This is a genomic window from Actinotignum timonense (genome assembly GCF_002860685.3).
Lineage (GTDB): Bacteria > Actinomycetota > Actinomycetes > Actinomycetales > Actinomycetaceae > Actinotignum > Actinotignum timonense.
Map to the genome: position 1 here is coordinate 122,737 of NZ_CP136960.1, position 13,374 is coordinate 136,110.

A 13,374-nucleotide genomic window follows, 5' to 3' on the forward strand; every position below is an offset into this window, starting at 1 on the left:
AAACGCACTGAAAAGCCCTGAAAATTCCTCAGAAAATCGCGGCTCGCGCGCGCGGTGCGACGCAAAAAGTAAAAGTCAGACAACTTTGCGGGACTGATGTCCTCTTCTTCGCCGCCCGCAAAGTTATTTTTTTCACGACGGCGCTAGCCGGGCGCGGGGTGCTTCGGCGGGTGATGTGAAGCTTCGCGGGGCTCCACTCATACCCTTAGTCGTCCAACTCCTCCTCGTAATCCTCCCGGACCGCGCCGGTAGAGCCTGTAAGAAGAACACCGCCATCGACAATAGAACCGGGTTGCGGTGCCGGCTCAATATCAATGGGGAGAGCCAGCTTGATGGGGAAGCCGCAATCAGCGTCGATGCTGTACCACTTTTTACCTGTACGGCTATTCGTGACAATCTCAACGTTCTCACACACTGCCGTGAAGAGGGCACTGGGACTGGCTTCATCGGGCTCACACTCGCCCTCGTATAGGTCGAAAAGATCTGGACTCATGATGAGTTTCGGACCGAAAGTGAAGCTGTCGTCACCGATGGATTCCTTAGCTTTCTCCCACTCTTCAAGGGTCGGAAATACCTCGAGGGCCACCCCAATAGCGGCTAAGTGATAGTTAGTGTAGTGAGCCAGATCGCCGGTGCTGTAGGCATAGCGAACGGAATGGTGGATGGGATACATGTGGGGGTCATCCACACACACGAGCACGCGCGTGAGGAGCCACTTATCCGCATCTTCCTCGTTGAAGTCCGGATCATCGAAGATCCCTGGATCGTCGAAGAAAGCCGGATCGTATACATCTACGAGCGCAAGCCCCGGCGCCAACTGGAAAGCACTCACCACGTGCCCAGCGGAACCGAGAAGCGCCATTGTTTCAGCGAAGAAACCATCCGCAGTTTTAAAGAATCCCACGCATACGCCCGAGGGGTCATCGTGAATAACAAGGAATTCGTAGTAGGGATCACCGGCCAACATTTTCATGGTGCTCAGATCCAAGCACTTCTTCAGCTCGGTAGTATCTGCCGGAAAACCCACTACCTCTAATGCACTCATTGGTTCCATGCGCTTATTTTTTCATGGAATATCTATGCAAACAATGGCATGTCGCAGTCCGCGAGCGCATAGCCAGGTAACGCTTTTTGTAATACGATAATTCTATGGATGAAACGATCAAGGGAATACCGGTTACCGAAGAACAAATACAGGCATGGGCCGCCGAAGCGGAAGCCGGCTACGATGTCGAGACTCTTACCAAACGGGGGCGGGGGCGCCCCGGGCGAGGCACCGTTCCCAGCCAGGTGGTTGCCGTCCGTTTCACGCCAGAGGAAATTAAAGCCATTGATGCTCGCGCTCGGGAGCTCAATGTTACACGCTCCGAACTGATTCGCGAAGCCGTCTTAGCATGACAATTTCACTTCATGCCTCAGCCCCTACAACCCCGTCGCGCTACTCCTGATCGCTACTCCTGGGCGTTATTGGCCGGCTCGCTGACCCGGCGCAGCGCGGGCACCAGCGCCAGGACCGCGAGCAGGGAAAGCACCAGCGCGGCCAGCAAAGCCACCAGCAGCACAGGAGAGAAAGAGGCATCCAGGGAAACAGAACGCATCTCCATGAGCAGCCAGCCCGCCCCGAAACCGGCCGCCGTTGTGATCGTGGCGATGACCGCCAGCGGCAGCACCGACTCCACCACGAGCATGGCGGCCAGCTGGCGCACCTGCATGCCGCTCAGGCGCAGAGTCAGCAAAGAGCGGCGTCGTTCCAATAACCCCGCGTACGTCGAGACCAGCAGCGACACAATCGCCACCGCAAAGGTCAGCGCAATTCCGGCGTAGACCAGGTACGTCATCGTCTCCACGGTCTTATCCACCGCCACCGCGATACCGCGCCCACCGGCGAACACAAACACGCCGCCTGGCTCGGTGAGCTGCGCATTCATGAGGACCGTGCGCACGGCCTCAATATCGCCCGGCTCGCGCAGCTCCAGCAGCACCGCGCGCGCCTCCCCGGAAATATACGCGTTGTAACTTCCCTGCACGGTTTCGGCTAATTGCATGGCATCAGGAGCTTCGACGACGGCGCCCGGCGCATCCGCCAGATCCCAGAAATTCACGCCGATCACGCCACTGCCCTGGCACGTGAGCCCCACAGCGCGAGCGGCACTCTCGCAGGGAAGCACCACCCAGGACCGCGCGAGATAAGGCACCGTGAGGGCCCTCGCCCCCGGAACATTCGCCGGAATCGCCCGGGCCGCGGCCTCGGCCTGCTCCGGGCTGAGGTTCGCGAGCACCGCGGTGGTGCTCGGCATCTTCTCCGCCACGGTCGGCACCTGCGCGCCCAGGAAATCCACTTCAGAAACCGTAGTAATAAAGAAGGTACCGGCGAAAAGCGCGAGGATCACCCCGGAAACCGAGCGGGCAATCCGCCCCGAATGCGCCCGCACGTATTTTTGGCCAATAATCATGGGCGCCCGCCGCGCCCAGCGCGCACTCAGACCGGCCAGCACGTAGATCAACCAGCGCGCCGCCACCACCAGGCCGAGCATCATGATAACCAGCGCAATCAGGAAAAGATTTTGTTCGGTGCCGGTGGCGTTATCCGGCTCGCTGGTGACATACAGATAGCCAAAGATCGCGCAGGCCAGCGCGATACCGGCGAAACTGATCGGAGAGGGGCGGGTGAGAGTGCGGCGGCGTCGTACCACCCCCAGAGGCGTGGCATCGATGCGCCGCAGCCCCCACAGATTCGCTCCCACCACCATCGCAATAATCGCGAGCGCGGCAAGCGCGTAAGCCAGCGGCGTGACCGCGAGGGACTCGGCCCAGTAACGCCCGCGCGCCAGTGGAATCTCCGCGAGAAGCGGCCGCGCCACCGTGAAAAGCGCCGCGCCCAGCACGTACCCGGCCGCCGCTCCCACCAGGGCCTCAAGAATAAGAATCCCGCGCACCTGCCGCCGGGTAGCCCCCACCAGGCGCAAGGTGGCGTAGCGCTGTTCGCGCTGAGCACTGCCGAGCGCCGCCGAAATGGAAATAAGGAAAAGCACCGGGAACAGCAGCACCACCAGCCCGATGAGCAGCAGAATGAAATTCGGGTCGCTTCCGCTGGAGCCGGCCGGCTCGAAGGACGCAAGGCTGCGGGCATCTTCCACTTCGCTCAGATCGGTGCCCACCACGGCGAGGAGGTCGTCCGGGCCGTTGGTGAGCTCTTGCGGCAGCGTGCCCCGATCCACGCGCCCGAAGCGGTGGGCGACCGCCGGATTCGCGCTGGTCTCCAGCAGGGTTCGGGCACCGCGCGAGAGCAGATATTCGCCGCGGCCCGGCCAGGTAATGCCGTGCAGCTGCGCCGGATCGCTCACCCCGGCCGCGTCCACATACACAACCTCGACCTGCGCCCCACCGATCACCGCAAGGTCATCGATACCGGGGCGATACATTTTTATGTGCGACGACGCCGCAGCTGCGGGCAGATCCGAAGCATAAGGTGCATCGTGCAGCGTGTCCTCCCAGGATTCGGCGGTGCGATCCAGGGTGGCGTGGGTGAAAGCCGCGAAGGCGAGCAGGAGGACGGTTCCGAAGGCGACCGCGCCGGTGATGAGGGCGAGGCGGCCTTTGGTGCGGCTGAGGGATTGGCGTACCACGATCCAGGCCATATGCATGGTTATGCCTCCAGGATTCCGTCGCGGACGATGATCTCGCGGTCCGCGTAGGCGGCGATGGTCGGTTCGTGGGTGACGAGCACCACGGTCATGGCGTGTTCGCGGGCCAGTTGGACCAGGCCGCTCATGACGTATTCGGAGTTGAGGGAATCGAGGGAGCCGGTGGGTTCGTCGGCGAAAAGGATGCTGGGGTGGGGGCTCAGCGCGCGGGCGATGGCGATGCGCTGGGCTTCCCCGCCGGACATTTCGCCAGGTAGGGCCTTCGCGTGGTCCGCCAGGCCGACGCGTTCGAGCCAGCGGTAGGCGGTGGCGTAGGCGGCGCGTTTCTTGGTGCCGCCCAGGAGAAGCGGCACCGCGATATTATCCAGGGCGGTGAGCTCCGGGACGAGCTGGCTGAATTGGAAAACGAAGCCGAAATCCTCGCGGCGCAGCCGGGTGCGGTCGTTATCGGAAAGCGCGGTGAGCTCGCGGGGATGGGTTGCGGCCGCGGCATCCGGGGCGCCGGACTGGCTCGCGAGCTGGCGTGCGGTCGCGGCATCCGGAGCGCTGCGCCGGTCCGCCGGGGCCGGGCCGAAGTACGTGACCGTGCCGCTATCGGGAAGTTCGATGCCGGCCAGCGCGTGGAGCAGGGTCGATTTGCCCGATCCGGAGGGCCCCATAATGGCCAGGACTTCCCCGCGACGAATATCCACGCTGACGCCGCGCAAGGCCACGGTTTTGCCGTAGCTTTTCGCGAGGTCGCGGGCGGAAAGGATGATATCGCTCGCGGCTGGTGCGCCCGTGCCGATGCTAGTCATAGCGGTATTGCTCATAGCTCCTCCTTGAGCTGGTCGAGGCGCGAGGAAGTCAATTGGATCCACCGCAGATCGGCCTCGATATGGAAAATGGCGCTGTCGAGAAGAAGTTTTTCGGCCAGCGGGGCATTCTGTTTGCGGGTGGTGAGTTCGCGCATGCGCTGCTGGTGGGTGGCGCGCTGCGCTTTGAGGTAGCCGGAGGCATCTCCGGTGACGAGGAGCGAAAGAATCGTTTTGAAATAGAGGTCTTCTTGGAGGGCTAGCGCCGGAACTTCCGGAGTGGCCAGCCATTCACGCAAGGAGCGCTCCCCGGTGGTGGTGAGGGCGTAGCGCGTGCGGCTCGGGCCACCCGAACTTTCATGATCACCCACCTGCGCGACTTTGGCATCGCGGGCCAGCCGCGCCAGGGTGGCATACACCTGGCCGGCCAAAATCGGCTTATCGCCCGCGAAGTAGCGGTCGTAGAGCTTTTTCAACTCGTAGCCGTAATTCGGTTCGCGGGTAAGCAAACCGAGGAATGCGTACTGAACTTCCATTCCGATACCAACTATTCACTCAGTAACTAGTTCTACTAGTCACCGAGTGTATAGCGGCGGGCGCGGGGTGTGCAAGGAGTGCGGGAGCCGTAGCGAAAAGTAAGTGCACCGGGCGGGTTGCGATGATAGCTACACGAGCACGCGGGGCGGCAGGCGCGGCGCCGTCGTTACTACCGCAGGTCAAGGAGGCAAAAACCACAAACGATTTTCCCACTCAGTTTGCGTCTCACGGATTTTGCCATTACTCTTTCAACCATGGCTTTCAACACCGCTGCATTCGTATCCGCCTCCATGGCTCTGGGTACCTGCATGTGTATGTGCATGCGAATGTGCATGTGCCACTAAATTCACTTAGCGCATTTTCGTCGCCGCATCGCCCGTAGTGGGCACAATTCCCTCATTTTTCGGATAGCAATATCCGCAATTTCACGCACCCAAAAATGGATTAACTATGCCTAAAAACCTATCTTTTGCCACCCGAGTTGTTAACGATTACTCCGCATCGCGCCCGGATGACCAGTACCGTGCGGTCATCCCGCCTATTTATTTGGCCTCCACGTTCGAGCAGCCCACCGACGGCTCGGCCGGCGCGTACGGGTATCAGCGCAGCTCCAACCCGACCCGCGGCTCTGTTGAATCCGCGGTCGCGTACGTGGAAGGCGCCGAGCACGCCCTGGCTTTCGCCACCGGAATGGCCGCAACCGCAACGGTATTTTCCTCCCTGACCACAGGCGACCGGGTTTTACTCACGTCCTCGGTGTACGGAGGTACGTTCCTCTTTGTTGATGAATTTTTCGCCCACCGCGGGATAACCGCCGAGTTCGTCGATGACTTCAACGAATTGACCGAGATTCCCGAGGATACCGCGCTGGTATTTCTGGAATCGCCCACGAATCCCACCCTGCGGGTGACCGATATTTCGCATGTCGTGGCTTTGGCGAAAAAAGTTAATGCCAAGGTGGTTGTGGATAATACGTTCTCAACCGCATACCTGCAAAAGCCTCTGGAACTGGGCGCAGACGCCGTGGTGTACTCGGGCACAAAGTATTTCGGTGGGCACTCGGACGTTTTAGCGGGATTCATATTAACGAACGACGACGCCTGGTACGCCAGCCTGAAAATCGCCTCCAAGGCACTGGGCAATCCCCTCTCCCCCTTCGATTCTTATTCGATTCTGCGCGGGTTGAAAACACTTGTTATCAGGCTCGACCGGCAGCAAGAAAACGCCGCAATCCTGCGGGACTACCTAGAGAATCACCCGGCAGTTTCGCGGGTATTGGCTCCGGGCTGGTATTCCCCCAAAGAAAAGGAGATTCACGCGCGCCAATCCCGCGGCGACGGCGCGCTCTTCGCCTTTGAGCTCGCTGAAGGTATCGACTTCCATGCCTTCGCGAAGAATTTGAAGCTTATGCGCTTCGCGGTTTCCCTGGGCTCCGTGGAAACTCTCATCTGCCACCCGGCAAGCATGATCCACGAAAACCTCACCCCGGAAGAACGCGAAAAGGCGGGTATCTCCGATCGCCTGCTCCGCTTATCCGTTGGCATTGAGGATGCTCACGATCTCAAGGCCGACCTAGAAAATGCCCTGTCCGCTATCGATTAAAGGAACCGTCGATTATCTGAACCCTCGATTGAGGGAAGCATCAAGTACCCGACCCATCGATCAAAGGGAACCATTAGGTACCCAAACTATTAATCACCCCAACCATCAATTAAGGGAACCACAATGAAGAAAATATTTAAGGTGCTGGCCGCCGGCCTTGCCGCTGCGACCGTACTGAGCGGTTGCGGAGCTAAGAAAGACGCGCTCGCCCAGGTAGAAGAATCCGGAAAACTCAAAGTGGGTATCGAGGGCACCTTCGTGCCCTACGGCTACCACGACGAGTCGGGCAAACTGGTGGGCTTTGAGGTGGAAATCGCCAAGCTCATCGCCCAAGACCTCGGCGTTGAACCCGAATTCGTTGAGACAAAATGGGATTCGCTCATTGCCGGTCTTGATACGGGCAAATATGACATCGTCATCAATAACATTAACCCGACTGAAGAGCGCCGGCAGAAATACGATTTCACCAACCCTTACGCCATTTCTCGTTCCGAGATTCTAGTGAAAAAGGGCGCCGGTATTACCAAGCTGGAGGATCTGAAAGGCAAGAAGTGCGCCCAGACTCCCTCGTCCGACTACGGCCAGACTGCCGCCGCGGCCGGTGCCGAGATCGTGCCCACCCAAGGTTTTTCGGAATCAACCCAGCTGGTCATTAACGGCCAGGCTGACTGCACGGTGAACGACGTGGTGACGGTTTCTGACTTCCTGAAGAAGACGACCGCTACCGATCTGGACGGCATCAAAGTTCCCGGCGGCGAGCCGGTCCAGATTTCGGTCATGCTGGCCAAGGGCTCCGATCCCCTCAAGGACAAACTGAACGAATCGATTGCTAAGGGCCTCAGCAATGGCTCGTACGCACAGATTTTCGAAAAGTACATCGGCGAAGATATTTCGCCTAACTAAGCCCATATAAAAGGTACGTCATGAATACGATCACGCTATGGCTCGAGTCATTTCCGCAACTCTTAGAGGCCACGTTAAAAGTTACGATTCCGCTTTCGCTCATTTCTTTCGCGATTGCGCTCGTGTTGGGCATCATTACCGCCCAGCTTCGGCTATCGAAGAGTCGAATAGCTCGGGCCATAGCGTGGTTCTACGTGTGGATTTTCCGCGGTACCCCGCTCCTCGTGCAACTATTTATCGTCTTTTTCGGGCTTCCCAAAGTTGGCATCACGCTATCGGCCTGGCTCGCCGCGATCATCACTTTTTCGCTCAATACCGGCGCGTATATTTCCGAGGGAATCCGCGGGGCGCAACTCTCCATTCCTTCCGGCCAGTGGGAGGCCGCATCCACCTTACGGCTCACGCATTGGCAAACACTGCGGCACGTTATTGGCCCGCAGATCTGGCGGATCGCGCTGCCCTCTATCAGTAACGAGTTCGTGAACCTGGTGAAATCAACCTCGCTGGCATCCGTTATCACTATTTCCGATGTTTTCCAGATCGGCCAGCAGATCACCGCGCGCGTCTATGAGCCCCTGGTACTTTACGTTGAAGTTGCGGCGATTTACCTCGCTATCTGCACGCTACTGACCTGGCTGCAGGCATACCTGGAAAAGAAAACCTCCAAGCACGTGGTGAAAAATGATTGAGATTAAAGACCTAGCTAAAACATTCGGCACTGATATCCACGCCTTAGCGGGCGTCACCGCGAGCTTTTCTCCCGGCAAGACCACCGTGATCGTGGGGCCATCCGGTTCCGGTAAATCCACGCTGCTGCGCACGCTGAACCTGCTGGAGATCCCCAATTCCGGGAGTATCCGGGTTGAGGATTTCTCGCTCACCTTCCCCGCGCAGGTCACGCGAGCAGATAAAGAAAAAATCCGTTCGCACTCCGCCATGGTCTTCCAGGGTTTTCACCTGTTCCCGCATCTGACCGTCCGCGAGAATGTTGAACTTGCGCCACGACTGCACGGAAAAGACCAGAAAGCCGCGCGTGCCGACAGTGAATTATTACTTGAGCGAGTTGGACTCAGCGCGAAAACAGATGCGTATCCTGCCGAACTTTCCGGCGGCCAGGCCCAACGCGCGGCAATCGCCCGGGCGCTTGCCATGCGCCCGAAGTATCTTTTGTGCGACGAACCAACTTCAGCGCTGGATCCGGAGCTCGCGGCTGAGGTGTCCAAGGTTCTTTCCGAACTGGCCCGCCAGGGTCAGGGCTTGATTGTGGTGAGCCACGATATGAATTTCACCAGGCGCGTGGCCGACCAGGTGGTTTTCTTGGACGCTGGACACATCCAGTACGAGGGCGCCCCGGAAGATTTCTTCACATCCGCGAACGAACGCATCGTGAAGTTCTTATCGGTGTACGACCCGTCAGAGAATTTGTAGGAGCGCGGCAGGCGCGGCGTCGTCGTACTACTATGGCGCGCACCCGCGCGCGTTCCTAGGCGTTATCCGCCTCCCATTCGCCGAAGGTGCGGCCGTCATCCGCGAGCCATTCGCGCCGGCCGTTCGAGGAGCGCCCCAGGATCACCGCGGCCGCGGTGGAAGGCGAGCCGAAAGCAATATCGCGGGTGAGAACCGCGGCGCCGTCGGAAATTTTTATGGAACCATCGTCGACGAGCTTGTGATGCAGCGCGGCGTAGCTGGTGTAGGAACGGAGCGTCGATTCGGAAGCGCCCCGCAGCTGCCATTCGGCGACGACGCGCGAACCTTTGAGAACGAAATATTCGCCATCCACCAGCTGCATCGTGGCATCCACCCCTTTATTGGCCTGGCGGAGGTGGAATAGCGCGGACGTGGACGCGGGCGTTTCGGGAGCGGGAGCAGCGGGAATCGTGGAACGCGAACGCAGCACATTCACGCCGAGAATCGGGAGAATGACCTTGACGTTATCCAGGAATGATTCCGCCGAGGCCTGCTGCCCCTCCGAAAGCTTGCGCAGCCGCGGGACCTGCTTGTTATCGGGCATGGAGCAGCGCTCGGCGGCCTGCGCGATATCCACGAGGCGCGACTCGAGGTAGCCCCAATGCCCTTCGTTGAAAGATTTTTGCATGCTGCCGATAATGACGACCCGGTTCCACTGCGGTTTGCGCTGGTCGTGGGTGCGCAGGCGCTCGCTGAAATTTTCAGTTTTGCCGATGTAGCACCAAGTGTTGTCGATGGCGTCCGGATCCGTGCCGAGGAGGAGGTAGACGCCGTTGCCGTGGGCGTCCTCGCGGCGCAGCAGTTCCGATAACTGGTCGCGGCGTGCGGATACGACGACGCCCGTCCAGTCGGCGATGCTTGCCGTCATGATCCCGCCGGGCGTGCCATCCACCAAGAACAGCTCAATCGCTTTGCCGCGTGCCATGCCACCAGTGCCTTTCCGGGGTTCCATCTGGGGATTTCCTAGACGTAACTGCGTTCGGCGCCTAGGTTCCCCCGATGTGCCAATGCTCCTCTCAGATTCTATGTGAAAGTGCAGCAGCCGCGACTGGGCACGACTATCGCCACGCAATTAGTCACGCAACTAATAACGCAGCCTTCGCAAGCTTATGCTTCCCGCGCTGATGAGGACGCCAGCGAGAACCGCAAGGGGCAGGGTAACTGCACCGGTATGGGCCAAGCTCGTGCTGGGGCCACTGGTGTTGCGCGGGTGATTCCGGGTGGGCGAGGCCGTTGGGTCTGTTGAGTCTGTTGGGGTAGCACTCGGGGCTGTAGCCGTTGGCGAATCGGTTGGTGTCGCGGTTACCGGAACGGTCGGCGTAACAGTTGGTATTGCGCTTGGACGCTCGGACGGTGTTACCGTCGGCGCGGAGGTCTGCGTCGGCGGGGCAGGTGTGACCGTCGGGCAGCTCGGGGTAGGAGTTGGCACAGGCTTGCGCGGTGTTGGTTCTACCGTCGGCCGTGGTTCCGGGGACTCCGTTTCATTCGGATCAGGTGTTTCCGTCTTGTCTGGATCAGGCGTTTCACCACCCGCGGGTGTAAAACTACCTGGCGACGGCGGCACTTCCGGAGCTGGCAATGTCGGCGTAAGACTCGGTGAGGGAATTAGTAGAGGCGGGGGCGCAGTGCCCACACCCGGCGTTGGGACCGGATCGGGAGTGGGTTCCTCTTCTTCATCATCCTTGGGTTCGGAAGGCTCGGGTTTGTCAACAGGTTCCGGAGGGCACATTTCATTGGCACTCAGCACCTTCGAGGCGATCACGTCTTCCGTATCTTGAGTCCGCGCAACTAACGATACTTTAGTTCCCGCAGTCAAGTTATCGGCTAGGAGGTTGGTGTCGAGATCCTCAAAGGTTGTCGATTCGCCGAAGTAGTTATCGTCAATTTTGAGCCGGTACGTAGGGACACGGTTTTCTACGGTTGGAGCGGTAAGTCCAATCTGTCGCCATTCGCCCCAGCGCGTCTCGCGCGCGAAGTACGTTATCGTGACCGGCTGGGCAGCTTCGGCATCGCTCGTTAGGTCAAGTTCACCGTCACAATTAAAGTAATGTGGTATGCCCAGAGAAACTTTGGGATTGCCCTCCTCATCTCTGACGGCTGGTTTCGGGGACCACTGACAGTTATAGGTGTCGTTGACGCGCAACTTCAGAAAGGGTGCCACGAAGCTAGGCTTGCCATGCTCACCCGCAAGAGTGACCTTAACGGAGAGCTTGAGACGGTACTTCCTATTCGTTTCCGCAACACTAAGCCTGGTTGCACCATTATCGCAATGCGACGCGATACTGAATTGCGCAGTTTTATCAATGAACCCCGTGCCATTTTCCAGCTGTTCATCAATCCCCACGCCGAGGGCCGCTGGAGTGGACACACTCAAAGAGAGGAAGGCGACGGCAACTCCCGCGAGTGATCGGAGCCAGGCATTCGTCATTCATTCACCCCAATTCCAGGACAAATAATGGTTCATTCATATCTCCGGTATTGTTCCGCGCCTCGCAGTGGGTGGCAGTATGGAACTCGTGAGACTTCCACACATCCGACGAGCAGTGACGACACGGACATAACACCTAAATCGTTTTACATGTTAACACGCAAACATACTTAGTTTTGGGACTAAATATAGTGATGTAAGGGCGATATATTTCCAATATGTTTATATTTGAGTCGTACCCAATCTCTTGACTATTCGGCACGTCACTATAGCATTGCAATTGGCTTAGAACGCTCTCCCACCTGGGCAAACGCACCCATTCGCCAACACTCCTAGCAAGCCCCGCGATTCGCTGCCACATAGTAAAAAGCGGCAAATATTTCGATGTGACGAATTTACCACCGGCGATGAGAACCCAAGAATAATGCGGCCTAATGAAACTGAATGAAAACTGTAGGCATGGTCGGAAGCGTCAGTAAGGAGTCTGATAGGCACCTTGGAGTGCACACCATGTGGCAGCTTCCAGAGGCTATCTAAGCGGCATAAGTGACGTATGCGGCGGTCCAACTTGCACAACAGAAATGGGCCAACTTGCACAATAAAAACGGTCCAACTTGCACAATAAAAACGGTCCAACTTGCACAACGGACGTGTTAACATGTGATAACGATAGTGAAAGGAGGGTATCCACATGGGCGATTCTTCAACCCTTCCAGCCTATTTACCTCGGGTAGCCGACAGCCTGCTGGCGCGAAAACTCAAAGTAGCTGGAGCTGTACATATTCAAGGCCCGAAGTGGTGCGGCAAAACGGCTACCGCACAACAGGCAGCAGCGAGCGCTATCTACTTGCAAGATCCGGATCGTTCCGCTGATTACCTTCAGCTCGCTTTCTCAAAACCCTCTCTCCTTCTGGAAGGTGAACGCCCGCGCCTGATTGATGAATGGCAGATGGCTCCGCAGCTCTGGGATGCGGTGCGCTACGCCATCGATAGGGAGCATGGCCGCGGCAGATTTATTTTGACGGGTTCGTCGACGCCGCGCCAATCTGAGATGCCAAGCCACTCGGGCGTTGGCAGATTCGCGCGGATCACTATGCGCACCATGTCCCTGTGGGAAACTCAGGAATCAAGTGGCGCAGTTTCCCTTACCGAGCTTTTTGATGGCCAGCACGATATTGGTGCTTTAGTCAATTTCGATATTGAGCGAATTGCTTTCGCAATTTGCCGGGGTGGTTGGCCCGAAGCCGTCACCGAAAAAGATGAGGGCACCGCCCTCGATATGGCGAAGGAGTATATCCAGCTTCTCTTGGATACCGATATTGCGCAGATCGACGGAATTAACAGAAACCGCACCTGGGCGCAGGCAATTTTGCGTTCCTACGCCCGTAATATTTCTTCTCAGGCGACGCTTGCTACCATCGCGCAGGATATGCAGGGAGAACCGCCCGCGCGCAATACCGTTTCTGATTATGTGGATGCTTTGAACAGAGCCTTTGTATTCGAAGATTTGCCCGCATGGAATCCGCGCCTGCGCTCGAAAACGGCAGTCCGCACCAGTCCTACGCGCCATTTCTGCGATCCATCGTTGGCCGCCGTTATGCTCAACGCCACCCCGAAGCGACTTTTGAACGATTGGGAAACTTTCGGGCTTCTTTTTGAATCGCTGTGCGTGCATGATCTGCGGGTTTATGTTGATGCCTTGGGCGGCCAGGTCTACCACTATCGCGATAAAACAGGTTTAGAAGCCGATGCCGTCCTGGTCTTAGATGATGGGCGCTGGGCCTTGGTCGAAGTGAAATTGGGAGAACAATCAATCGACCAAGCCGCTGACCATCTCAAGAAGCTCGCACAACGGATCAATACCTCCCACGAGGGTGAACCCGCATTCTTGCTTGTGGCCACCGGCACTCAAGTGGCTTATCAACGTGACGACGGCGTGCTGGTCGCGCCCTCGGCGGCGCTCAAGCCCTAATTGGAACTTGCCCTCGCTCAGCGTTGA

At 58.3% G+C, this 13,374-nt stretch carries 12 protein-coding genes; 7 read left to right on the forward strand and 5 right to left on the reverse strand.

The window, feature by feature from the left end; translation table 11 throughout:
- Positions 1–205: 205 nt before the first annotated feature.
- The gene (locus tag CYJ17_RS00475) at positions 206–1,054 is read right to left on the reverse strand and encodes a hypothetical protein (RefSeq protein ID WP_101657643.1); all 849 of its coding nucleotides are present in this window, start codon (positions 1,052–1,054) and stop codon (positions 206–208) included.
- Positions 1,055–1,149: 95 nt separating this feature from the next.
- On the opposite strand from CYJ17_RS00475, the gene CYJ17_RS00480 reads away from it, so the two are divergent.
- Positions 1,150–1,398, forward strand: coding sequence for a ribbon-helix-helix domain-containing protein (locus CYJ17_RS00480; protein WP_087070319.1), 249 nt, complete (start codon positions 1,150–1,152; stop codon positions 1,396–1,398).
- A gap of 53 nt (positions 1,399–1,451) precedes the next feature.
- Here CYJ17_RS00480 and CYJ17_RS00485 read toward each other — a convergent pair whose 3' ends face one another.
- The 3 genes from CYJ17_RS00485 to CYJ17_RS00495 are packed head-to-tail and all read right to left on the reverse strand — an operon-like array spanning position 1,452 to position 4,974.
- On the reverse strand, positions 1,452–3,644 hold the full coding sequence (locus tag CYJ17_RS00485) for an FtsX-like permease family protein (RefSeq protein WP_087070318.1): 2,193 nt from the start codon (positions 3,642–3,644) through the stop codon (positions 1,452–1,454).
- Between the two features lie 2 nt (positions 3,645–3,646).
- The gene (locus CYJ17_RS00490) at positions 3,647–4,456 is read right to left on the reverse strand and encodes an ABC transporter ATP-binding protein (RefSeq protein ID WP_180948686.1); all 810 of its coding nucleotides are present in this window, start codon (positions 4,454–4,456) and stop codon (positions 3,647–3,649) included.
- Positions 4,453–4,974 carry a PadR family transcriptional regulator gene (locus CYJ17_RS00495; RefSeq protein ID WP_087070317.1) on the reverse strand — a complete coding sequence of 174 codons (522 nt, stop codon included), beginning with the start codon at positions 4,972–4,974 and terminating at the stop codon, positions 4,453–4,455. Before CYJ17_RS00495 ends, CYJ17_RS00490 begins: the two co-directional genes overlap by 4 nt.
- A 451-nt stretch (positions 4,975–5,425) precedes the next feature.
- Between CYJ17_RS00495 and CYJ17_RS00500 the strand changes: the two genes are divergently transcribed.
- The 4 genes from CYJ17_RS00500 (at position 5,426) to CYJ17_RS00515 (ending at position 8,908) form a co-directional block, all read left to right on the forward strand.
- Entirely contained in the window at positions 5,426–6,577 is a 1,152-nt protein-coding gene (locus tag CYJ17_RS00500) for a trans-sulfuration enzyme family protein (RefSeq protein ID WP_101595667.1), read from the forward strand.
- 123 nt (positions 6,578–6,700) lie between these two features.
- The gene (locus tag CYJ17_RS00505; RefSeq protein ID WP_087070315.1) at positions 6,701–7,480 is read left to right on the forward strand and encodes a transporter substrate-binding domain-containing protein; all 780 of its coding nucleotides are present in this window, start codon (positions 6,701–6,703) and stop codon (positions 7,478–7,480) included.
- A 20-nt stretch (positions 7,481–7,500) separates the two neighbouring features.
- Positions 7,501–8,169 carry an amino acid ABC transporter permease gene (locus CYJ17_RS00510; protein WP_026429043.1) on the forward strand — a complete coding sequence of 223 codons (669 nt, stop codon included), beginning with the start codon at positions 7,501–7,503 and terminating at the stop codon, positions 8,167–8,169.
- Positions 8,162–8,908, forward strand: coding sequence for an amino acid ABC transporter ATP-binding protein (locus CYJ17_RS00515; protein ID WP_087070314.1), 747 nt, complete (start codon positions 8,162–8,164; stop codon positions 8,906–8,908). The genes CYJ17_RS00510 and CYJ17_RS00515 overlap by 8 nt, the downstream gene beginning before the upstream one ends.
- A 55-nt stretch (positions 8,909–8,963) precedes the next feature.
- On the opposite strand, the gene CYJ17_RS00520 is transcribed toward CYJ17_RS00515, so the two are convergent.
- Positions 8,964–9,872, reverse strand: coding sequence for a GIY-YIG nuclease family protein (locus CYJ17_RS00520; RefSeq protein WP_159454985.1), 909 nt, complete (start codon positions 9,870–9,872; stop codon positions 8,964–8,966).
- Positions 9,873–10,994: 1,122 nt separating this feature from the next.
- Between CYJ17_RS00520 and CYJ17_RS00525 the strand changes: the two genes are divergently transcribed.
- Both CYJ17_RS00525 and CYJ17_RS00530 read left to right on the forward strand, forming a co-directional pair.
- Positions 10,995–11,354, forward strand: a complete 360-nt coding sequence (locus CYJ17_RS00525) for a hypothetical protein (protein ID WP_087070312.1) — start codon at positions 10,995–10,997, stop codon at positions 11,352–11,354.
- Positions 11,355–12,066: 712 nt separating this feature from the next.
- Positions 12,067–13,347 carry an ATP-binding protein gene (locus tag CYJ17_RS00530; RefSeq protein WP_087070311.1) on the forward strand — a complete coding sequence of 427 codons (1,281 nt, stop codon included), beginning with the start codon at positions 12,067–12,069 and terminating at the stop codon, positions 13,345–13,347.
- Positions 13,348–13,374: the final 27 nt, after the last annotated feature.